At 23.0% G+C, this 21,557-nt stretch carries 22 protein-coding genes; 17 read left to right on the plus strand and 5 right to left on the minus strand.

Features of this window, described 5'->3' with window-relative positions:
• Position 1 precedes the first annotated feature (1 nt).
• The 8 genes from pseC to ACTTAV_RS00560 are packed head-to-tail and all read left to right on the plus strand — an operon-like array spanning position 2 to position 7,900.
• Complete coding sequence (gene pseC, locus ACTTAV_RS00525; protein WP_440669477.1) at positions 2-1,153, plus strand: UDP-4-amino-4,6-dideoxy-N-acetyl-beta-L-altrosamine transaminase; 1,152 nt, start codon at positions 2-4, stop codon at positions 1,151-1,153.
• The gene (locus tag ACTTAV_RS00530; RefSeq protein ID WP_440669478.1) at positions 1,143-1,631 is read left to right on the plus strand and encodes a GNAT family N-acetyltransferase; all 489 of its coding nucleotides are present in this window, start codon (positions 1,143-1,145) and stop codon (positions 1,629-1,631) included. The genes pseC and ACTTAV_RS00530 overlap by 11 nt, the downstream gene beginning before the upstream one ends.
• Positions 1,606-2,673: an aminotransferase class I/II-fold pyridoxal phosphate-dependent enzyme gene (locus tag ACTTAV_RS00535; protein ID WP_440669479.1), complete on the plus strand. Its 1,068-nt coding sequence runs from the start codon at positions 1,606-1,608 to the stop codon at positions 2,671-2,673. Before ACTTAV_RS00530 ends, ACTTAV_RS00535 begins: the two co-directional genes overlap by 26 nt.
• Positions 2,666-3,745, plus strand: coding sequence for a Gfo/Idh/MocA family protein (locus tag ACTTAV_RS00540; RefSeq protein WP_440669480.1), 1,080 nt, complete (start codon positions 2,666-2,668; stop codon positions 3,743-3,745). Before ACTTAV_RS00535 ends, ACTTAV_RS00540 begins: the two co-directional genes overlap by 8 nt.
• Positions 3,735-4,514: a 3-deoxy-manno-octulosonate cytidylyltransferase gene (gene kdsB / locus ACTTAV_RS00545; RefSeq protein ID WP_440669482.1), complete on the plus strand. Its 780-nt coding sequence runs from the start codon at positions 3,735-3,737 to the stop codon at positions 4,512-4,514. Before ACTTAV_RS00540 ends, kdsB begins: the two co-directional genes overlap by 11 nt.
• Before the next feature lie 2 nt (positions 4,515-4,516).
• Positions 4,517-5,506, plus strand: coding sequence for a Gfo/Idh/MocA family protein (locus ACTTAV_RS00550; protein WP_440669483.1), 990 nt, complete (start codon positions 4,517-4,519; stop codon positions 5,504-5,506).
• Positions 5,507-5,515: 9 nt separating this feature from the next.
• The gene (locus ACTTAV_RS00555; RefSeq protein WP_440669484.1) at positions 5,516-6,124 is read left to right on the plus strand and encodes an SIS domain-containing protein; all 609 of its coding nucleotides are present in this window, start codon (positions 5,516-5,518) and stop codon (positions 6,122-6,124) included.
• 6 nt (positions 6,125-6,130) lie between these two features.
• Positions 6,131-7,900, plus strand: coding sequence for a hypothetical protein (locus ACTTAV_RS00560; protein WP_440669485.1), 1,770 nt, complete (start codon positions 6,131-6,133; stop codon positions 7,898-7,900).
• Here ACTTAV_RS00560 and ACTTAV_RS00565 read toward each other — a convergent pair.
• A complete protein-coding gene (locus ACTTAV_RS00565; RefSeq protein ID WP_440669487.1) occupies positions 7,887-9,482 on the minus strand; it encodes a hypothetical protein in 1,596 nt (531 codons plus the stop codon). The two genes, ACTTAV_RS00560 and ACTTAV_RS00565, sit on opposite strands and share 14 nt — an antisense overlap.
• A gap of 146 nt (positions 9,483-9,628) precedes the next feature.
• On the opposite strand from ACTTAV_RS00565, the gene ACTTAV_RS00570 reads away from it, so the two are divergent.
• From ACTTAV_RS00570 to ACTTAV_RS00585, 4 genes are read left to right on the plus strand one after another with little or no spacing between them, the layout of a single operon-like run.
• Entirely contained in the window at positions 9,629-10,678 is a 1,050-nt protein-coding gene (locus ACTTAV_RS00570; RefSeq protein ID WP_440669489.1) for an NAD-dependent epimerase/dehydratase family protein, read from the plus strand.
• Between the two features lie 14 nt (positions 10,679-10,692).
• Positions 10,693-11,991 carry a glycosyltransferase family 2 protein gene (locus ACTTAV_RS00575; RefSeq protein ID WP_440669491.1) on the plus strand — a complete coding sequence of 433 codons (1,299 nt, stop codon included), beginning with the start codon at positions 10,693-10,695 and terminating at the stop codon, positions 11,989-11,991.
• A 9-nt stretch (positions 11,992-12,000) separates the two neighbouring features.
• Positions 12,001-13,023 (plus strand): radical SAM/SPASM domain-containing protein, encoded by a 1,023-nt coding sequence (locus tag ACTTAV_RS00580; protein WP_440669492.1) that lies wholly within the window; start codon positions 12,001-12,003, stop codon positions 13,021-13,023.
• On the plus strand, positions 12,990-13,931 hold the full coding sequence (locus tag ACTTAV_RS00585) for a glycosyltransferase (protein WP_440669494.1): 942 nt from the start codon (positions 12,990-12,992) through the stop codon (positions 13,929-13,931). The genes ACTTAV_RS00580 and ACTTAV_RS00585 overlap by 34 nt, the downstream gene beginning before the upstream one ends.
• Here the strand turns inward: ACTTAV_RS00585 and ACTTAV_RS00590 are convergent.
• The 3 genes from ACTTAV_RS00590 to ACTTAV_RS00600 all read right to left on the minus strand — a co-directional run bounded on the left by ACTTAV_RS00590 (position 13,910) and on the right by ACTTAV_RS00600 (position 16,394).
• Entirely contained in the window at positions 13,910-14,698 is a 789-nt protein-coding gene (locus ACTTAV_RS00590; protein ID WP_440669496.1) for a class I SAM-dependent methyltransferase, read from the minus strand. The genes ACTTAV_RS00585 and ACTTAV_RS00590 overlap by 22 nt on opposite strands.
• Positions 14,695-15,450, minus strand: a complete 756-nt coding sequence (locus tag ACTTAV_RS00595) for a histidine phosphatase family protein (protein ID WP_440669497.1) — start codon at positions 15,448-15,450, stop codon at positions 14,695-14,697. The genes ACTTAV_RS00590 and ACTTAV_RS00595 overlap by 4 nt, the downstream gene beginning before the upstream one ends.
• Positions 15,451-15,530: 80 nt before the next feature.
• Positions 15,531-16,394, minus strand: a complete 864-nt coding sequence (locus ACTTAV_RS00600; protein WP_440669498.1) for a putative sugar O-methyltransferase — start codon at positions 16,392-16,394, stop codon at positions 15,531-15,533.
• A gap of 37 nt (positions 16,395-16,431) precedes the next feature.
• Here ACTTAV_RS00600 and ACTTAV_RS00605 point away from each other — a divergent pair, with 37 nt between their 5' ends.
• From ACTTAV_RS00605 to ACTTAV_RS00620, 4 genes are read left to right on the plus strand one after another with little or no spacing between them, the layout of a single operon-like run.
• Positions 16,432-17,367 carry an NAD(P)-dependent oxidoreductase gene (locus ACTTAV_RS00605; protein ID WP_440669499.1) on the plus strand — a complete coding sequence of 312 codons (936 nt, stop codon included), beginning with the start codon at positions 16,432-16,434 and terminating at the stop codon, positions 17,365-17,367.
• A complete protein-coding gene (rfbG, locus tag ACTTAV_RS00610) occupies positions 17,364-18,443 on the plus strand; it encodes a CDP-glucose 4,6-dehydratase (protein WP_440669500.1) in 1,080 nt (359 codons plus the stop codon). Before ACTTAV_RS00605 ends, rfbG begins: the two co-directional genes overlap by 4 nt.
• Positions 18,440-19,132, plus strand: coding sequence for a sugar phosphate nucleotidyltransferase (locus tag ACTTAV_RS00615; RefSeq protein ID WP_440669501.1), 693 nt, complete (start codon positions 18,440-18,442; stop codon positions 19,130-19,132). The genes rfbG and ACTTAV_RS00615 overlap by 4 nt, the downstream gene beginning before the upstream one ends.
• Position 19,133: 1 nt before the next feature.
• Positions 19,134-20,045: an NAD-dependent epimerase/dehydratase family protein gene (locus ACTTAV_RS00620; RefSeq protein WP_440669503.1), complete on the plus strand. Its 912-nt coding sequence runs from the start codon at positions 19,134-19,136 to the stop codon at positions 20,043-20,045.
• Between the two features lie 9 nt (positions 20,046-20,054).
• Here ACTTAV_RS00620 and ACTTAV_RS00625 read toward each other — a convergent pair whose 3' ends face one another.
• Positions 20,055-20,738 carry a PIG-L deacetylase family protein gene (locus ACTTAV_RS00625; protein WP_440669504.1) on the minus strand — a complete coding sequence of 228 codons (684 nt, stop codon included), beginning with the start codon at positions 20,736-20,738 and terminating at the stop codon, positions 20,055-20,057.
• A 47-nt stretch (positions 20,739-20,785) separates the two neighbouring features.
• On the opposite strand from ACTTAV_RS00625, the gene ACTTAV_RS00630 reads away from it, so the two are divergent.
• Complete coding sequence (locus ACTTAV_RS00630; RefSeq protein ID WP_440669505.1) at positions 20,786-21,529, plus strand: methyltransferase domain-containing protein; 744 nt, start codon at positions 20,786-20,788, stop codon at positions 21,527-21,529.
• The last annotated feature ends 28 nt before the right edge of the window (positions 21,530-21,557 follow it).

A 21,557-nucleotide genomic window follows, 5' to 3' on the forward strand; every position in this document is an offset into this window, starting at 1 on the left:
AATGAAAAATATAATCAATTATTCAAAACATTATATCGATAAAAAAGATGTATTTGAAGTAAGCAAAGTTTTAAAATCTAATTTTTTAACTCAAGGTCCTACTGTAAAAAAATTTGAGGATAAAATAAAAAAATATCTTAATGTCAAGTTTTCAATTGCAGTTAATTCAGCAACAAGTGGTTTACATATATCTTGTTTAGCATTAGGAGTTAAAAAAGGTGATATTGTTTGGACAACACCAAATTCGTTTGTAGCTACAGCAAATTGTATAATCCACTGTGGAGCAAAAGTTGATTTTGTAGATATAAATCCTGATACTTATAATATTTGCGCAAATTTATTAGAGAAAAAATTAAAAAAAACTAAAAAAAAAAAATTACCAAAAGTAATAATTGTAGTTCATTTTTCCGGTTTACCTTGTGATTTGAATAAAATAAAAAAACTTTCAAAAAAGTATAAATTTAAAATCATTGAGGACTCATCCCATGCTTTGGGTGCTAACTATAGAAAAACAAAAATAGGAGACTGTAAATTTAGCGATATAAGTGTTTTTAGTTTTCATCCAATTAAATCTATAACTTCAGGTGAAGGAGGAATGGTAACTACTAATTCAAAAGAAATTTCAAACAAATTATCTATATTAAGAAGTCATGGAATTTTAAGAAATAAAAAAATATTTGAGAAAAAATATAGAATTGAAACACATTACGATCAAGTAAAGTTGGGTTTCAATTTTAGAATGAACGACATTGAAGCTGCTCTAGGAATTTCTCAATTTAAAAAATTAAAAAAATTTTTAAAGAGAAGAAAAGAGATTGCTGATTTTTATTTTAAAAATCTAAATAAATTACCAATTAAATTACCAATTAACTCTAAAGATAGTTCCTGGCATTTATTTGTTATTTTATTAAAAAATTTTAATATAAGAAATAAACTTTATAAATATCTTAAAAAAAGGGGAATCATATGCCAACTTCATTATATTCCTATTCATACTCATTCATATTATAAAGAAAAAAAATTTAATACTCGTGATTTTCCAAATTCGGTCGAGTATTACAAAACATGTATTTCATTACCAATGTTTTATTCTTTAAAAAATAGACAATTAAATAAGATTGTCTCTTTAATAAAAAAATTTTATGCAAATTAGTATATTAAAAACCAAAAATTTAAATTCAAAGATAAAAAAAAAAATTTTCAGTTTAAAAAAACAATCATGGAAATTTAATATATCAGAACAAAAAAAATGGTTCATAAAAAATATTGGTCAAAATGATCAACATATTCTATTAGAGGTTAAAAATAAATTGATTGGTTATAATTGTTTGAGATTTAATAAGATAGGTTTAATCAAATATTTTTTATTAGATACTATTATTGTTGATAATAATTATAGATATAAAGAAATAGGGAGTTTATTGATATTTTATAATAAAATTTTATCAGAATTATATAATTATTACATTTTTTTAAAATCTAATACACAAACCAAAAAATTTTATATTAAAAATAATTTCAAGATTATTTCAAAAAATAATAAAAAGTTATTTTTTTTATATGGAAAAAAAATAAATAAAATAACAATAAATAGAATTTTAAAACATGCTAAAGTTGAACATAGTAAATAGACCAAGTTGGAAAAAAAATCAGACCAGAGACTATAAAAAGTTGTGGTTAGATAAGAATGAAAACCCAGATATATACTTATCCAATAAGATCAAATCAATCATTCAAAAAATTCCGTCATATTCAATTTTTGGATATCCGAATTTAAATTTTATTTATGAAAAATTATCTTCAATCTTTAAAATCCAAAAAAAAAATTTACTTATATGTAATGGATCTGATGGAGGCATAAGAGCAACATTTGATTGTTTCGTTAAACAATCAGATAAAGTGTTAATACCCTCTCCAACATTTGCGATGTATGATGTTTATGCAAAATTATTCAAAACAAGATTAATAAATTTTAAATATTTATTAAAAAATGACAAATTTATTTTTGATATAAATAATTTTATACAAGTTATAAAAAAAAAGAGACCCAAGTTAATTTGCTTAGCAAATCCAGATAGTCCTTCAGGCACTGTAATAAAAAAAAATGAGATTTTACAAATTATAAAAACTGCAAAAAAAATAAAGTGTATAGTTTTGATAGATGAGGCTTATTACCCGTTTTGTAATATCACTCTCAAGGATGAAGTAAATAAGTATACTAATTTAATTGTTGTAAGAAGTTTAAGTAAATCCTGGGCATTAGCTGGATTAAGAATTGGTTTTATTTTAAGTAATAAAAAAATCATAAAATATATGACCTCATCAAAACCAATGTATGAAATTGGAGGTCTCCAAACATATATACTAGCTAATTTGATTAGTAAAAAATACTATTTAGATGTCAAAAAATCTGTAAAAGATTTAAATGAATCAAAGAAAAAATTTGTCAGTCTTCTAAATAAACTCAATAAAGTTAAGTATATTGATACACAATCAAACTTTATACATGTTCAACTTGGAAAAAATAGAAAAAAAATTGTTAAAGAAATAAAAAAATTTGCGTATATAAGGGATAGTCAGAGTAAAATTTTAAAAAAATATTCAAGAATAACAATAACAAGATATAAGTTTTTAAAGAAAATATTTAATATAATAAAAAAAAATTATGAATAAAGTAAACTTAGCAATTGTTGGATCAGGTAGAATTGCTGGTCATCATATTAAAGCTATAAAAAAATATAAAAAAATCAATTTAATATCAATTTGTGATTTAGACATTAAAAAAGCTAAAAGATATTCAAATTCAAAAATCAAAACTTACAAAAATTATAATCAGATGCTGATAGAGCACCCAGAAATTAATTGTGTAGCGATAATGACGCCATCAGGCATGCATTTTGATCACGCTTTTCAAATTATAAAAAATTTTAAAAAAAATGTTATAATAGAAAAACCTACAGTTCTTAGAATGGATCAATTAAAAAAAATATATAGTTTAGCAAAGAAAAAAAAATGTAAAATTTTTCCAGTTTTTCAAAATAGATACAATAAAGCAGTACAAAGAGTATATAAATCAATAAAGAATAAAGAAATTGGTAAAATTAATATTGTTAATGTAAGAGTTAGATGGTGTAGGACTCAAAGATATTACAACAGTGCAAAATGGAGAGGAACTTATTCACATGATGGTGGTGTCTTAACTAATCAAGGAATTCATCATGTAGATTTATTAAGACATCTTGGGGGAGAGATAAAAAAAGTTTTTTGTAAAATGAAAACTTTTGGATCAAAAATTCAAGTTGAGGACACAGCAACAGCTTCTCTAGAATTCATAAGTGGTGCTATTGGTACAATTGAGGTGACTACAGCAGCTCGTCCAAAAGATTATGAAGCTTCAATTTCAATTATGGGAACAAAAGGCACAATTCAGATTGGAGGTATAGCAGTAAATCAATTAGAACAATTTTCAATGAAAGAAAGAGACATTAGAAATTTTTCTGAAAAAGTACCTGACGCTTATGGTTTTGGTCACTACAGTTTTTATAAAGATGTAGTAAAAAGTTTAATTAATAAGAAAAAATTTCCTATAGATTTTAAAGAATGTGAAAAAACACTTAGACTTTTGCATAGTTTTTATTCTTCAAATGAAAAAAAAAAAGAAGTTATAGTTGCAAAAGTAAAAAAATCATCAAGATTGGGAGAGGATAATAAATCTATATCTAATCTTTATACTTATGAAAAATAAAGTAATCGGTATCATTCCTGCCAGAATGAAAGCAAGTAGATTTCCTGGAAAGCCTTTGGCAAAAATAAAAGGAATTCCAATGATTCAACATGTTTTTGAAAGAGCAAAAATGTATAGCGGATGGGATCAATTAATGATTGCTACTTGTGATAAAGAGATTATGAATTTTGCAAAACATAAAAATTACCCTTGCATTTTTACATCTAAAAAACATAAAAGAGCTTTAGATAGAGTTTACGAAGCAGCTAATAAAATCAAAAATATAAAAAAAAATGATATTGTCGTATGTGTTCAGGCAGATGAACCACTTTTATATCCAAAAATGCTTAAAAATTTAGTGTTAAAACTAATCAAAGGAAAAGTGGATGGTGCAGTTGCAGCTATGCAAATTATTCATAAAAAACAGTTTTTTGATCCAAATATTGTTAAAATTGTTAATTCAAAAAATGGTGAAGTTTTATATACTTCTAGATCACCAATTCCTTACAATGTTAGATTGAGTAAAAATTTTCATATAGCAAAGAGAATTCATGGAATGTTTTCTTTCAGATGGCACTATTTAAAAAAGTTTTATAAAACTCCAGAGAGTACCTTAGAAAAAGTAGAGGCATGTGACTCTAATCGAATTTGTGAAATATTTGGTGGTCAATACATAAGTTATGAAAAATATAAAGAAACTTATTCCGTAGACTCAAAAAAGGATATTAAAACAGTGGAAAGATTATTATTAAAAGATAAGTTAGTTCAATTTTATATAAATAAAAATTAAATATGAAAAAAATTATAACCGGTATTATTGGTTATGGAGTTGTTGGAAAACGAAGACATTTTTTTCTTGAAAAAAACAAGAAATATTTAGTTAAGTATATTTCAGATGTTTTATTTGAAAAAAATTATCAAAAAAAGGATATTATTTACTTTCAAAACTACTTAGATTTACTTAATAAAAAAGATTTAGATGTTGTTTTTATAACCCTACCAAATTACCTAGCACCAATAGTTACTAAAAATGCCCTAAAAAAAAAATTGCATGTCTTTTGTGAAAAACCTCCAGCAAAAAATGTTAGAGATTTAAAAAGTGTTATAAATTTAGAAAAAAAATTTAAAAAATTAAAGTTAAAATATGGATTTAATCATAGATATCATGGATCTGTGATGAAAGCTAAAGAAATACTAAACAGCAAACAATTAGGAAAAATTATAAATATAAGAGCAGTATATGGGAAAAGTAAGATAGTAACATTTAATAAAAATGAATGGAGAGCTAAAAAAAAATATGCTGGAGGAGGCATTTTACTTGATCAAGGAATTCATTTGATAGACTTAATCCTATTTTTTCATGGTAATTTTAATAAATTTAAAAGCTTTATTTCAAATAAATTTTGGAAATATGATGTTGAGGATAATGCCTTTAGTATTATGAGAGATAAAAAAGGAGTTATCGCCTCTATTCATTCAACTGCAACACAATGGGAACATAAATTTAGCCTAGAAATAACATGTCAAAAAGGAATGTTGATATTAAGTGGAATTTTATCCAGTACCAAAAGTTATGGAAAAGAACAGCTAATTATTTTAAATAAACTTAAAAATGGTGTAAAGAAAAAATATTTTACATTCAAAAACGATAACTCTTGGAGAGATGAAATAAAAGATTTTGCAAAACTGATAAAAAACAACAATAAAGTTAAGATAGGTTCAAGTTTACAAGCACTAAATGCAATGGAAGTAATTGAAAAAATCTACAAATCGGATAATTGATTAAATTAAATGAGCTATTTAAAAAAAATCTATAAAAACAAAATTAACTATTATGACTATTTTCAAAAGTATGCAGATTATTTGAATCTAGTGCTTAAAAAACTAGATAAAAAACAATTAATTGATTTCGAAAAAAAATTACAAAATTTAAGAAAGCAAAATTCTAATATATTTGTTTTTGGAAATGGAGGTGCAGCATCTACTGCAATCACGATCTCTAATGATCTTGGTTTTGATATTTACAAAAAAACAAAAAAAAGACCTTTTAAGTTTGTTTGTTTAAATGAAAATCAATCAGTGTTAACTGCGATAGGGAATGATGTTGGGTATGAAAAAATTTTTCTCAATCAACTAAAGATACATTTTAGACCAAAAAAAGATGCGATTTTAATTCTTTCAGCATCAGGAAATTCAAAAAATCTAATTGAGGCAGCTAAATGGGTAAAAAAAAATAAAGGAACAATTTTATCAATCGTTGGTTTTGATGGAGGAAAAATTAAAAAGATTTCTGATTCATTTATTCACATAAAAACAAAAAAAATGGAATATGGTCCAGTAGAGGATATTCAATTAATTATTAATCATACTTTAGCTCACTGGTATCAAAATAAACTTTAAATTGTGATGTTAAAAAATATCGAAACTATTGAAATAGTTAACGATAAAAATACTATTAAAATTTATCCTTTAAAAGAATATTTTGAAAAAAAATCTGAAGAAATAAAAAATGAAATTATTTTATTTATCTCCTCAATTAAAAGTCAAAAAATAAATGATTTAAAATTTAAAAAATTTTTAAGGTTTGATAAAGATTTTAGTATTTGGGACTTGAGTTTGGTAAACGAAAAAAATGTATATAAATCAGATAGTATACTTAATTTAACAAAATTTATAGCAATCAAAAAAATATTAAAAAAAAATAATTCAAAAAAAATTATTCTTAAAAATTTTGATGAAATATTTATTTATAAATTTAAAAAAACAGAAATATATAAGAATAATAATTTTGAAATATTTTTTATAAAAAAAAATAAGAAAACATTTAAAGAACAGATTCTTTCAAAAATAAATAACTCAATCATTTTAAGCATTCTTTATTTTGCATTGTTTATATTGAAGAATTTAAGTTTTAGAGGTTTTGCAAATATTGAAAAAATAAAAATGCAATCAATTTTTTTTAATTATTTTACTCAATATGATCAAAAGAAACTGGAACAAGGCAAATTTCATCCAAAACAATGGCCAAATGAAACTTATGAGTCAAATGATACGTTTTGGATAAATATATTTTTACCCAATAAAGAATTTAAAAATATTCACCAAATAAATAAATTTATAAAAAATAAAAAGATAAATAATATTTTGTTTGTAAATAATTTTTTGAATTTAAATATTTTATTTAAAATATTAAAAACTTTTTCAATATCATTATATAAATTTTATTTTTTTGTAAAAAAGTTAAAATGTAATAAAAAAAATGACAATGATAAGTTGATTTTCCTTAAAGATGATATCAAAAAATCTTTGTGTTGTTTTCATTTATTACAAAATTTGACTTACCATTATTTAATTCAAAATTTTCTAGAAAAAATGAACACCAATAATAATAAAATTCTATATTTATTTGAAAACCAGCCGTGGGAAAAATCTCTTATTTTTAGATGTAGAAGTTTAAAAATAAAAAAAATTTATGCTTATTCACATACCACTATAAACTATTGGCATTTGAATTATTTTAATACAAAAACTGACAATAAAAATTATTTAAACAATTATTTACCTGAAACAATTTTGTGTCACTCTGAAAATTGTAGAAAATATTTATTAAATCAAGGTTATAAACCGAAACAATTAATCAAAGTATCTGCAGAGAGGTTTAGATGGACCATAAATTTGAAAAGAGTAAATCCTCCCAAAAAAAGAAAAAAAATTTTAGTAATTGGTGATTACGAAAAAAATATAAATTTGAATTTAATAAATATTGTTAATGAATTTTCTCTGAAAGATTTAAATAACTTTAAGTATTCTATTACTTATAAACCACATCCATCGACTTTTTATGATTTAAGTTTTTTAAGTCCAAAAATTTATGTAACTAGAAAAAGTTTAAAAGAGATATTAAATAATTTTGAAGTAATTATTTCTACAAACTCTACAGCTGCATCTGCAGAAATATCTTTAGTAAAAAATAATATATTAATTTTTTTGGATTTTTTTAATTTAGATTTATCACCATTCAAGCTTAAAAATAATTTTAAAAATAATTTTAATTTTATAAATTATAAAGATCTTCAAAAATTACTTAATTCTAAAAACAATAATATAAATAAATACAATTTTTATTTTGAAAAAAAATATATGAAAAACTGGAAAAAATTATTTAAGAGACCTTAAGACACTTTTTTAACTCTATAAAACTTTGATCATCAAAGACTGTTAGAACATCATTATTTTTGAGATATATTTTGTTATCATAATTTATCAGTTCTGCAGTAATATTTGTTGATAATAAAACTGCTTTATAAAATTCAAGTTTTTGTATTACTTCTTCATTTAAATTCTTTTTATTATTAATATTACTATAAAGCTCAGTTTTTAATTTATTTCTTTTAAAATGTTCATTTAAAAAATTTGAACTGATATAATTATAATGCACGTTACCAAATAGCCTTGATTTATTTGCAACATAATTGGTTACTTTCTCCGAAACATCTATATCTTCTAAAATAAAGTCATTACATTTTTTTATTTCCAAAGCACTATCAAGTCTAAAAGTGTTATCTTTTATTAAATCTTGGATTGTCCATTTACCAGTTTTTGAAAATGTATAAGTGTCTATTTCGTTATTGATCTTCTTTATTGATAAGTAACTTTGACTTAAAAAAATCATTAACAAACAAATCACATATGTTTGAAAAACATTTATTTTAATTATTTTTTTTAGCTTATCTGAATTATTTAAAAAATATAAAAAAATACAAAAAATAAATATGAGCAAACTAATTAGTAAAGATTTTATTGTATAAATTAATAAAAAAAATAATCCTGTAATAAAAAAAATTTTTATATTATTTAATGTTTTAAGGCTTAAAATTTTCTTTAATACCAATAACCAAAAAAAAGTTTCATATAATTCTAATGCTCTAGGTATGCCCAATATTATTATTCTTGGATCAGGAATAAATTTATTCAAATATTCAACATATATAATATTAAATATAAATAAACTTGAAGAAATGAATAATAATACAAAATTAAATTTTTTTAAGTGTGTTTCATTTTTGTTTAAAAAATAAAATACAATAAAAGAAACAAATAAAGAAATATTTTTATAGAGTGGTTGGAATTTAAAGGCACCCTCAATTTGATCTCTATCTAGAGCTATTTCAAAAAGATTTTTTCTTATTTCATAACTACTTACTAATTCTTCTTTAGTTGATAAAAATAAGGCACATATTAAGGGAAGAACTATATAAAAAGATTTATTTCTAATATCTTTTTCTGATATTAAGAATAGGAAAAATATTGGCACCAATACCCAGCCAACTTTAATATGCATTAGCAAAGTAAAACTTAAACTTAAAATTGAATAGAATATTTTTTTTTCTAACAATAGATAAACACTCAACAGAGCAAAAGTTTTTGCAAAATAAGTTGGACAATTTGTATGAGATATTATCCAACTTCCTCTGTTAGCTTCTATAAAAAAATTATCAATAGAGATAATAACTAACGCGACTAATAAGATATTTTCAATATCTGTAATATGAAAATGATTTTTAATTATTTTAAATATTAAAAAACCATTAAAAGCCGAAAATAAAAGATGAATTGAAAATGCTATAAAGTCATTAGATAAATTAATTTTTAAGGTTTTTAGTATTGGATATAAAATACTTGTTTTAAGACTTAACGAATTTTGAAGATAAAAATCATTTTGAAAAAGATTATAAGAATAATATTTAACATTATACATAAATAGGGAATGAAAATCACCGTAAAATCGAATAAAGATAAACTGCAACACTATTAATATAAAAATTGAAAAAATAATGTTTTTTTTGTTCTTGATCATAAAAGATTTTTATATATTTAAATGGGCTTAAATTAAATAGCAAATTTATGAAAATATGTATTGTAACAGGATCTAACGGTTTAGTCGGTTCAGAGTCAGTAAGGTTTTTTTCATCAAAAAAATTTAAAGTTATTGGGATTGATAATAATTTTAGAAAACTTTTTTTTGGAAAAAATGGTGATACCACTTGGGTAAAAAAAAAACTTAATAGTGAATTAAAAAATTATAGTCATTATAGTTATGATATTAGAGATAAAAATAAGATTTCAAATATTTTTAAAAAATATTCTAAAGATATTAAGATAATTATTCATTGTGCAGCTCAACCCTCACATGATTGGGCATACCAAAACCCTAAATTAGATTTTGAAACAAATGCAAATGGTACATTAAATTTACTACAAAATTTTCACAAGTATTGTCCAAAAAGTGTATTTATAAATCTTTCAACTAATAAAGTTTATGGTGATAACCCCAACAAATTAAATCTAATTGAGAAAAAACTAAGATATGAATTACCAAAAAATCATGAATATTTTTATGGCATAGATGAAAAAATGAGTATTCAAAATTGTGTTCATAGCTTATTTGGAATTTCTAAACTTTCAGCTGATCTTATGGTTCAAGAATATGGCAAAAACTTCGGTCTAAAAACTGTGTCGTTTAGGGCAGGATGTTTAACAGGTCCAATGCATAGTGGAGCAGAGTTACACGGATTTTTATCTTTTTTAGTTAAACAAACTATAAATAAGAAAAAATACAAAATTTTTGGTTATAAAGGAAAACAAGTTAGAGATAATCTTCATTCATTTGATTTGGTTAACGCTTTTTGGAATTTTTACAAATCACCTAGATATGGTGAAATTTATAATATAGGAGGTTCTAGAAAATCAAACTGCTCAGTACTAGAAGCAATAGAAATTATTGAAAAATTAAGTGGCATCAAAGCAAATTTTATTGTTTTGAAAGATAATAGAGTTGGTGATCATAAATGGTGGATTTCAAATGTTAAAAAATTCAAAAAACATTATCCAAATTGGAAGATTAAATATAATATAGAAAAAGTAATAAAAGATATTCTTGCTGCACAAAAATAATGATTAAATAAAAAATGATTTTATTTGAAAATGAAAAAAAAAGTTTTTTCCGAAAAAAGTGGGAAGATGTATTAATCGATCATATTGATACTAATCAACTTAAAAGTGATGAAAAAAAAATTATCTTGAAAAATAAAGTAGAAATAGAAAATTTTTTAAAAGAAGATTGGAAATTAAGAGAAAATCTTGAAAAAATTGTAATCATCCCACCTTTAAATAACTTTTATGATGTAATAAAATTAATGAAAAAAATTGATGAGATTACAAATGATAATATAATTCTAGTAGTTAACTTTTTTTCAAAATCTTGGCTTCCCATATTTAAAGTTTTTTCTAGGTTGGATTTCATAAAAAATTATAAAGACTCTCTATTTTTTTCAGAAAATATATTTAGAATTTTTTTGGAGGCTTCAAATTTCGAGGTTTCTAAGAAGATCAAAAATATATCAATGCCAATCAAAATTCCAATTTTATCTAATTTAATTAATATTTTATTCTCTTTATTGCCATTCCTATCATTGTTTAGTTTCTCTAAAATTTATTATTTAAGGAAAAAAAAAGTTAACAAAAAAGATCTTTTAATTTCAATAATAATTCCATGTAAAAACGAAGAAGGTAACATAAAAAACATTATAAAAGATAATTTTAAAAATAAATTGAGTTTTAATTATGAAGTAATTTTCATTGATGATGATAGCACAGATAAAACTTTATTAATAATGCAGGAAGAAAAAAATAATAATAGTGATATTCAAATAAAAATTGTAAATGGTTTGGGAAAAGGAAAATCAAGAGCTGTTGATGTTGGTGTAAGGAATTCCAATGGAGATTATTGTATGATATTAGATGCTGATATAACTGTTAAAGTTGAAGATTTAGATTTATTTTATAATGCGATAAAAAATAATAATGCTGACCTAATAAATGGAAGTAGATTAATTTATAAAGTAGAGAAAAAATCAATGAGAACTTTAAACTACTTTGGAAACATTTTTTTTTCGATTATTGTTAGCTACATATCAGAGAAATATGTTTCAGATGTTTTGTGTGGCACTAAATGTTTTAAAAGAAAAAGTTGGTATAAATATGAAGATTTTAGAAACAAATATCAATTAAATGACATTTGGGGTGATTTTAATATAATATTTGCTTCATCATTTATTGGTGAAAAAATTATAGATCTTCCTGTCAGATATTATGAACGTGTTCAGGGAGAAAGTAAAATGGGTAAGAGATTTTTAAATTTTTTGAACATGATGAAAGTATGTTTACAAGTTTTTAAATGTTTTAAGTTAAAAAATAAGTTAATATAACAATATAGAATGCAAAATTTTCAAAAATTTTTATATCATTATGGAAATTATTTTTTTAAAAAAGATTTTAAACATTTGATTCTACACGTAACAAATCATTGTAACTTTAGATGTGCACATTGTTTTGTTGATTTTACAAATCCACCTAAAGATTTGAAAACAGTTGATTATGAAAAAATTTCAAAGAGAGTAAATGATTTATTTTGGTTAGATATTGCAGGTGGAGAGCCGTTTCTTAAAAAAAATTTATTTGAAGTAGTTAATTTATTTAAAAAACAAATAGTTACTATTCCAACAAATGGTTGGCTTAAACAAAATATTCTAGATCAAATTGAACAAATGAATAGAGATTGTGAAATAGTAATTAACTTAAGTCTTGATGGATTGGAAAAAAATCATAATATAATTCGAAAAAATAATCAAAGTTGGGAAAAGGTTTGGGATACATTTGAGTCTTTAAAAAAAATTGAAAATATAAAAATAAGATTTATTTCAGTAATTCACCAAGATAATTATCATGAGATAATTGAATTAATGAAGTTAGTTCAAAAAAGAGGGGCAGATTTTCACTCTGTTATTTTATTGCGTGGAGATCCGTTAGATCCTAAAATTAAATTACCGTCCTTCGAGGTTTTAGAAAAAATTTCAAAAGATATATTTAATATTCTTGAAAATTATAATTATGGAACTGGCAATTTATCTGCAAAAATTTTAAGAAATTATCACAGGTATATGTGGAAGTCTTCTATAGAAACTTTAAAACAAAAAACTCAAATTGTTCCTTGTTTAGCTGGTCAAAGTCATTTAGTTGTTTGGGGTAATGGAGATGTTTCATCTTGTGAAATGTTACCTGCAGTTGGCAATGTAGCTAAGAATGATTTAAATGAAATCGTTAATGGTGAAAAATTTAAAAAACAAGTAAAAAGCATTGTTAACAAGGAATGCCATTGCACACATAATTGTGCTTTAATAACATCAATTTTATTTAATCCAAAAAAATGGCCAAACTTGATTTATCAAAAAAAACCTTAAAAAAAAAAATTTTATTATGTATTCTTTATCATGATAAAAAAATAAATTTAAAAAAACTTTTAAATAAAATTCAATTAAAATTTATTCAAGAAGTTCTTATAATAAATGATGGTATTAAATATCATTTTAAAGATAAAAGATATGGATCAATAAAATTTATTAATGAACCAAAAAAAAAATTTTCAATTCCAATAAATAGAAATATTGCTTTGAAATATGCAAAAAAAAAAAAATTTGATTTAATATTATTTTTAGACTCAGATATAATCCCTCAAAAAAGATTAGTTGAAAATCATTTAAAAGCTCATATTCGGCATCCCGAAACATCTATCATTGGTGGTCCGGTTTTACCCTCATTTAAAATTAAAAATTTTAACTTTTGGGAATTTTTAGATGGAAGATTATCTTGGTTTACATCTGTTGATAATAATTTATCTCATTATGTAAGATGGCCATATCATTTACCTACATGCAATTTAAGTATTCAGATTAGCAAGTTGTTGCAAAAAAAAATTTTATTTAATGAAATAATCCAGACAGGGGAAGATGCAGATTTATTTAGTCAAATAAGAAAAAAAAAATTAAAGGCTTTTTTTGACAAGGATTGCAAAGTTGAACACAATGATAGAAAAAATTTTTTGAGTTTTATCAATCATCATTTGAAATGGGGAAGACACCAATATTATAATTTGTTTAAGTTAGATAAAAAAAAAATAATTGAATTTTTATTCATTATTTTATTTCCATTTATTTATCCGATTTTAATTGTGTTACAAACCTTTTTTGTTATAAAAAAATGGTGTTCTAAAAATATCTTTTATATTTTTTTATTACCTATATTTCTTTTAATTTTCTCACTAAAATCTTTAGCAACATATTTTGAGAGTTATAATAGTTTTTTTAAGTGATATACTGTTATGTAAGGATGTAATTTTAGTAAAGGTACAATTTTACTAAAGCCAATAACTCTAAGAATTTTCGACCTATTATATTCTGCTTGAAACATGAGTTTTTTTTTTGAAACAATTGTAAATCCGTTGTTATATATTACTTTTTCTAATTCTTTTGGGTATCGTCTAAATCCATGATGATTTTTTTGAATCTTGATTTTTTTATTATTGGTAATTTTTAGGGAATATTTAATTAAATTTTCGAATGGTAAAATACAATTATCTAAAAAATTAATAAATACACTATCATTACTTCTAAAAAATAAGTAAAAATTTCCATTATCTATCATCGTTTTTTGAATATTTTTAAAAAAAATATTTAATTCTTTTTCATTAAATAAATATATTATCCCAGGTGCAAATACATTGTCATATTTTGAATTTGTTTGAAAATCTTTTGAAATAATATCTGTTATTATATAATTAATTTTTTTATTATACTTTGAATATTCTTCATTTATATCTGATGCGGTGATATTAAATTTTTTTGACAAATGGTATTCTAAATGACCCCATCCGCTACCAATCGATAAGTTACTACCATATAATTTTTCAGATAAATATTCATATATATATTTAGAAAAATCTTTATTAAAAAAGTCAAATTCAAAAAGTTTATCAAGATCAGAAAAATCTTTTTTTATCTGATGTGAGGTATATTCTAATACAGAGGAAAAGTTTTCATTGTTATTATCCTCTAAAGTATATTTGTACCAATTTCTCAATTATTTATTTTTCTCTTCAAGATATTTTTACTAAAATGATGAAAATTATTAAATTTATGTTTTACAATAAGTTTATCTTCATCTTTACTTATAATATAAAATCCACCTTCGTTTAAATCAAAAACAAATCCGGCAGGATATTCATCGACAACTCGTTCCTCTATAACACCGTTATGAGCACTTATAATTGTATTTTCCCCTTTTTCATACGGAACACTAAGTAAAACATTCCTTACATTGTTGTAATGAAAATCCTCTGTTTCGTTCCAAGGGCCATAATGAACAAGTTCATTTTCAATTATATCTATTCTACCCAATGCTAACATTGCAGTTTGTCTTGCTCTACAACTAGGGCTTGAAACAATTACATTAATATTTAAATTAATTTTTTTGAAATATTCTCCCATTATTTTTGCCTGCTCAAGTCCTCTTGATGACAAACAGACAGCTTTATTAAAGGAAGAGTTTTCAGCTAGTATATTATTTTCTAATTCAATTGCGTCATAAAACTTTACGTCTAACCATTTCTCTCTCTCAGCATGTCTAAAAAATAAAATATAACCAGGATTATCTAGAATTTCTTCAAACCATTTTTTATCTTCTTCTAAATAGTTTGTGTAGGTTGCGGCTCTACTTAGCTTAGTAATAACCTTATCTTTTTTTTCGTATAAAAATACAAGTGATGAAAATGTAATGATTAATATACAAACATATAAAAATATTTTTTCAATTAATAAAATATATTTTTTCATGTGAAAATACATTTCGTTATATCATTTTTTTATTTATTTAATAATTCATTTTTTTTAGAATGATTTTAAATTATTAGCATTTATTTATATGAAATTAAACAATGCCAATGATCACCATCATAATCATAAAAAAAAGGATATTTGAACGAATAATATTTTGTAATCCATTCACATTTCTCAAAGAAAATTTTTGAGCCATTACCCCAAGGATAATCTGCAAATTTTAAAATTTCCCCAGCTGGTAATATTTTGTGATATCTATTACATGTATATAAGTAAGATTTATTACTTTTTATAATATCAAAGTAATTTTTAATATCAGAAAATTTCATTTCTTGAAAAGAAGAAAAATTCACAAATAAATCTATATTATAGTCTTTTAGAAGGTGCGCATTGTCAGGTGGTATCAAAAATAATTTTATATTTGTTTTTTTTAAATCCTCTACTTTTTCAACTACTGAAATATTTTCATCTTTTAAAATATTATATTTTTTTAATATTAAATAATCATGTATTAGAACCTCACTTAAATTAATTGAATAAATTTTTGCTTCAGGGTAAATAGATAACATTCCAGATAAAAAGTTAATTTTTCCATCTCCGATAACACACGCTGAATTAATTTTATGCTTTATATTTTCGTTGATTTTTCTAAAAAAATATATGTGTTGAATATTATCTATGTTAATAAGTCTATTCTGTTTTTTAAAAAAATTTTTATATTTTCTATATTCTTCACTTTTAAATATTTCATTTCCATAAATTTTTTTTTGTAAAATTTTGTGCAAAAAATTTGATATAAAATTATTTTTAGTAAAAGATCCAAAACCTAAGAATTTTTTTGTATCAAGATATCTTTCATTATCAAGTCTATCTATCCAGAATGAAGATTTATATTCATTTGATTTTTTCAAATAATAGTTTAATTTTTGTAGAATACTCACGTAAAAACAATATATACACTTATTATTAATAAAAAATATGAAATTTAATATTTTAATTACAGCATTTCCTTTTGTAAATGAATATAAAAAATTGAGAAAACTTTTTAAAAAACATAATTTTAATATAAAAGTCATCAAAACATCTCAATATTTAAAAGAAAAAGATCTTATTAAGGTTGTCGAGAACATTGACGGAATATTATGTGGAGATGATGAGATTAATGAAAATGTTTTGAAAAAAGCAAATAAACTTAAAGTACTATCAAAATGGGGCACTGGAATAGATTCAATAGATTTAGAAACATGTAAAAAATTAAAAATAAAAGTTTTTAATACACCAGGAGCGTTTACTGAAAGTGTTGCAACACAAGCTTTGGCATTCATTTTAAATTTTAATAGAAAAATTTTAGAAAATGATAATAATATCAAAAAAGGAATTTGGAATAAGTTTGAAGGAGTCACTTTAGTAGGTAAAAAAATAGGAATAATTGGATTAGGTAATATAGGTTTAAGAATAGCAGAATTATTATTACCATTTAAAAGCAAAATTTTTGGAAATGATATAAAGAAAATTAATAATAAAAAATTAAAAAAGCTAAAAGTAAACATTAAATCAAAAAATTATATATATAAAAATTGTGATATTATAATTATTGCTACAGATTTAAATACTTCAACGAGATATTTAATAAATAAAAAAACTTTAAAATTAATAAGAAAAAAACCCTTGTTAGTAAATATAGCAAGAGGTCCAATAATTAACGACCAAGCTCTAATTTTACTTTTAGAAAAAAAGATTATTGCGGGAGCTTGTTTGGATGTTTTTGAAAAAGAGCCTTTGCCTTTAAAATCAAAATTAAGAAAGTTTAAAAATGTTATTTTTACAAGTCACAATGCTTTCAATACGGTAGAAGAAGTAAACAAAGTTCATTTTAATACATATAAAAATTTAGTTTTAGGTTTAAAAAAATGAAAAATTTTAAGGAAAAATTAAATATTTATAAAAATAAAAAAATATTAATTACTGGACATACTGGTTTCAAGGGGAGTTGGCTTAGCTTTTGGCTCAACTCTTTGGGTGCAAAAATTTATGGAATTTCAAACAATATTCCAACAAAACCATCTTTTTTTAATGCCTGTGGTGTAGAAAAAATATCAAAAAATTATTATTTTGATATTAAAGACTATTTAAAAGTAAAAAAAACAATTTTTAAAATAAAACCTGATTTTATTTTTCATCTTGCTGCACAATCTTTAGTAAGCAAATCATATGACAATCCAAACTTAACGTGGGAGTCAAATTTAGTTGGAACAAAAAATGTTATAGAGAGTTTATTAAATTATAAAAAAAAATGTTCTGTAGTTCTTATTACTAGTGATAAATGTTATAAAAATATTGAAACACATAGACCTTATAATGAAAAAGATGTATTAGGTGGTCAAGATCCCTATAGCGCATCCAAAGCTAGTGCTGAAATTCTTTTTAATAGTTACTTTCAAAGTTTTTTTAAAGAGAGTAAACATATCAAAATTGCAACTGCTAGAGCTGGTAATGTTATAGGTGGAGGAGACTGGGCTGAAGATCGATTAATTCCAGATTGTATTAAACTTTGGAGTATAAATAAAAAAGTTGAAATAAGAAACCCAAAAGCGACACGACCATGGCAACATGTTTTAGAAGCTTTATCAGGTTATTTGCTTTTAGGTTATAATTTGAATGTAAATAAAAAAATTTCAGGTGAGTCATTTAATTTTGGTCCAGATTTAAGAAAAACATTTGATGTAGCAACTATACTTAATTTAGCTCAAAAAAACTGGAAATACAGTAGATGGATCATAAAAAAAAGACAGAATTTTAAATTTAAAGAAGCAAAACTTTTAAGTTTGAACTCAAACAAAGCTAGAAAAATTTTAAAATGGAAAATTAAAATTAGCATTAAGGATGTGATTAAATTTGTAATTTTATGGTATCAAACTTATTATTTTGACAAAAAAAACTTGTTAAAAATTACAAAAAAACAAATTAATTTTTTCGAGAATTTGATATGAAAGTTGTGATATTAGCCGGTGGCTTGGGTACAAGATTGTCAGAATATACAAAATTAATACCAAAACCGATGGTAACTGTAGGTGGCAAACCAATAATTTATCACATAATGAAACATTATTATAATTATGGTTTTGATGATTTTATAATTGCAGCTGGTTATAAACAAAAAATTATTAAGGATTTCTTTAAAAAAAAAAAATTTAAATGGAAGATCAAAGTAATTGATACTGGTAAAAACACAATGACTGGAGGAAGAATAAGAAGACTTAAGAGATTTTTAAATAATGATGATTTTTTAGTTACCTATGGAGACGGTATATCAAATGTAAATATTAAAAAGTTAATAAATTTTCACAAAAAAAATAAAAAAGTAGTCACTCTTACAGCAGTAAGACCACCTGCGAGATTTGGATCAATAAAAATTTCCTCAAAATTTGTTAAATATTTTAAGGAAAAGTCTTCAATTGACGAGGGCTGGATAAATGGCGGGTTTTTTGTAATGAATTCAAAAATATTCAACTATATAAAATCTGACAAAACTTATTTGGAAAGAAAACCATTCGAGGAATTGTCAAAAAACAAGCAATTGTTAGCTTATAAACATAAAGGTATATGGCATTGTATGGATACTAAACGAGATAGGGATAATATAAATAATCTCTTTAAACTTAAAAAAATTAAATTTTAAATTGAAAAAAAAAATTTTAGTTACAGGTGGAACTGGATTTTTAGGTTATCATTATTTAGCTTATTTAAGCAAAAAAAAAAATTTTTCATTATATTCATTATCAAGGAAGAAACCGCCATTATTTAAAAAATTAAAAAAAGTAAAATACTTAATTGGGGATTTATCCAATAAAAAAGATTTATATAAATTATCAAAAATTAGTTTTAACTATGTAATAAATTTTGCAGGCAATATAAATCATAAAGAAAAACTTAAAACTTTTAATTCACATTATGTGGGCGTAAAAAATTTAATTAATTGTTTAGATAAATCGAATTTGTTTAAATTTATTCAAATTGGGAGTTCAGTTGAATACGGAAAAATTGATTCCCCACATGTAGAAAAAAAAGGTGTACCAAAAAATAAAAAAATATTTTCTACATATGGTCAATCAAAATTACTTTCGACAATCTTTTTAATGAAAGAAAATAAGATGAGAAAATTACCATCGGTAATAATTAGACCTTATTTAATTTATGGACCTTTTCAATCTCTAGATAGATTAATACCAATTACAATTAATTCATGTTTGCAAAATAAAAATTTTGCTTGTTCAGATGGGTTTCAGTCAAGAGACTTTTTATATGTTACAGATGCAGTCAATTTTATATATAAAATGATGATTGGACCAGAAGTTGGTAAAATTTTTAATTTAGGTTCTGGTAAAAAAATAATGGTCAGAAATGTTATAAATAAGATAGTCAAACTTTGTAAAGGTGGAAAGCCAATATTTGGAAAGATAAAATTGAGAAAAGATGAAATATTTGATTTATATCCCTCTATAAAATTAGCAAAATCGAAAAATTGGAAACCAAAAATAAGTTTGGATAAAGGTTTAAAATTAACACTTAGTTATTATAAGAAAAATTTTTAAAATTTAGCTTCAATCTAAAATTCTAATCACATCAAATGCTTCTGCTTTTTTAGCACCACACATTCCACCTCTATAAGTTTCAAGTGCATCAATATTTTTTAATGACCTAGGATGTGGATGTTTTCTTAGCTCTTTATTATAAAAACTTAAAAGTTTTCTTTTTTTTTTACAAAAATTTGTAATATCAACAAATTTTTTAGGAATAAAAAATTGATTAGACGGACTGGCCCAATCTGTAGATGAAGGAACTTCGTAAGTATAAAATTCTTTAATTTTAAAATATTCATTTGGTCTACAAGCGGTATAAGTACTTTCGAAAGTAATTCTGTGATCTATATTGTTGTCACCTGGATGATGTGTATAAATTACATTTGGTTTTATTTTTTTTAGTATATCAAATATCTTATTATTTATATAGTTGTGTTTATATTTATTTAATTCTAAATTTTCTAATCCTAAAAAATCTACAATCTTAAATTTTGCAAATTTTGAGGCATTGATAGCCATATTTTTTCTATCACTTATTTCTTTATATATTTTCTTATTTGATTTATCGCCATACCTTCCACCAACTCCATCTGAAATATATAAAATATTTACTTTATTACCGTATTTAATATTTTTTAAAATTGTTCCGCCGCATCCAAGAATCTCATCATCTGGGTGAGCAGCAATAATTAAAATATTTTTCATAAATTATTATGTTTTTAGCAAAAGAGGCTATATATACAATTGGTTTTATGAAAATAAATAATGCTGTAAAAAATAGGTCTATTTCTTCCACTAAATTAAGAAACAGGCTAGATATGAACAAGAAGCTTGGAAGTGTTGATCTTACTTCTTGGTTATTTAAAAGATATAAAATAAAAAAAAATGATTTTATTTTAGAAGTTGGATGTGGAATGGGTCAACATGTTAAAATTGAAGAAAAAATAATTGGAAAAAAAGGCTTTATTTTAGCCAGCGACATATCAAGAAAATCATTAAATAATATTCAAATAAAAAAAAATTTGATGGTAAAAAAAATTGCTATGGAAAAGTTACCTGATTATTTGAGAAAATTAGGAAAAAAATTTGACAAAATAATTTCAAGTTACGCTTTTTATTATGCAAAAGATCCAATCAAATTACTTAAAAAATTAAAAAAATATTTAAAGAAAAATGGAAAATTTCTGATTACTGCTCCATGTTATCCACACACTTTGACTGAATTTGCAAAAAAAACAGATACACTACCTAAGAAAGCAGAAAACTATATTGATTTTGGAACAAAAAAATTAGAACCTTATATAAGAAAAAACAGACAAAAAAAAATTTTTAAATTTAGAAATAAACTTGTTTTTAGGTCTGAGAATGATCTTTTATATTTTTATAGATCAACTGTTTTTTATAATAAATTAAAAGAAAAAGATCTGATTAAAAATTTTAAAGATAAAAAAAAATTTGAAGTATTTAAAAGTGCAAAATTATACCAATTTGATTAATGTATAGTAGTATTTTTTCGTTGTACAC

Source organism: Candidatus Pelagibacter sp. HIMB1483 (genome assembly GCF_052048135.1).
In the GTDB taxonomy this organism is placed as follows: Bacteria; Pseudomonadota; Alphaproteobacteria; order Pelagibacterales; family Pelagibacteraceae; genus Pelagibacter.

Coding starts and splice junctions, on each gene's coding strand:
- pseC (WP_440669477.1), top strand. CDS start 2: ATGAAAAATATAATCAATTATTCAAAACATTATATCGATAAAAAAGAT.
- ACTTAV_RS00530 (WP_440669478.1), top strand. CDS start 1,143: ATGCAAATTAGTATATTAAAAACCAAAAATTTAAATTCAAAGATAAAA.
- ACTTAV_RS00535 (WP_440669479.1), top strand. CDS start 1,606: ATGCTAAAGTTGAACATAGTAAATAGACCAAGTTGGAAAAAAAATCAG.
- ACTTAV_RS00540 (WP_440669480.1), top strand. CDS start 2,666: ATGAATAAAGTAAACTTAGCAATTGTTGGATCAGGTAGAATTGCTGGT.
- kdsB (WP_440669482.1), top strand. CDS start 3,735: ATGAAAAATAAAGTAATCGGTATCATTCCTGCCAGAATGAAAGCAAGT.
- ACTTAV_RS00550 (WP_440669483.1), top strand. CDS start 4,517: ATGAAAAAAATTATAACCGGTATTATTGGTTATGGAGTTGTTGGAAAA.
- ACTTAV_RS00555 (WP_440669484.1), top strand. CDS start 5,516: ATGAGCTATTTAAAAAAAATCTATAAAAACAAAATTAACTATTATGAC.
- ACTTAV_RS00560 (WP_440669485.1), top strand. CDS start 6,131: ATGTTAAAAAATATCGAAACTATTGAAATAGTTAACGATAAAAATACT.
- ACTTAV_RS00565 (WP_440669487.1), bottom strand. CDS start 9,482: ATGTATAATGTTAAATATTATTCTTATAATCTTTTTCAAAATGATTTT.
- ACTTAV_RS00570 (WP_440669489.1), top strand. CDS start 9,629: ATGAAAATATGTATTGTAACAGGATCTAACGGTTTAGTCGGTTCAGAG.
- ACTTAV_RS00575 (WP_440669491.1), top strand. CDS start 10,693: ATGATTTTATTTGAAAATGAAAAAAAAAGTTTTTTCCGAAAAAAGTGG.
- ACTTAV_RS00580 (WP_440669492.1), top strand. CDS start 12,001: ATGCAAAATTTTCAAAAATTTTTATATCATTATGGAAATTATTTTTTT.
- ACTTAV_RS00585 (WP_440669494.1), top strand. CDS start 12,990: ATGGCCAAACTTGATTTATCAAAAAAAACCTTAAAAAAAAAAATTTTA.
- ACTTAV_RS00595 (WP_440669497.1), bottom strand. CDS start 15,450: ATGAAAAAATATATTTTATTAATTGAAAAAATATTTTTATATGTTTGT.
- ACTTAV_RS00605 (WP_440669499.1), top strand. CDS start 16,432: ATGAAATTTAATATTTTAATTACAGCATTTCCTTTTGTAAATGAATAT.
- rfbG (WP_440669500.1), top strand. CDS start 17,364: ATGAAAAATTTTAAGGAAAAATTAAATATTTATAAAAATAAAAAAATA.
- ACTTAV_RS00615 (WP_440669501.1), top strand. CDS start 18,440: ATGAAAGTTGTGATATTAGCCGGTGGCTTGGGTACAAGATTGTCAGAA.
- ACTTAV_RS00625 (WP_440669504.1), bottom strand. CDS start 20,738: ATGAAAAATATTTTAATTATTGCTGCTCACCCAGATGATGAGATTCTT.
- ACTTAV_RS00630 (WP_440669505.1), top strand. CDS start 20,786: ATGAAAATAAATAATGCTGTAAAAAATAGGTCTATTTCTTCCACTAAA.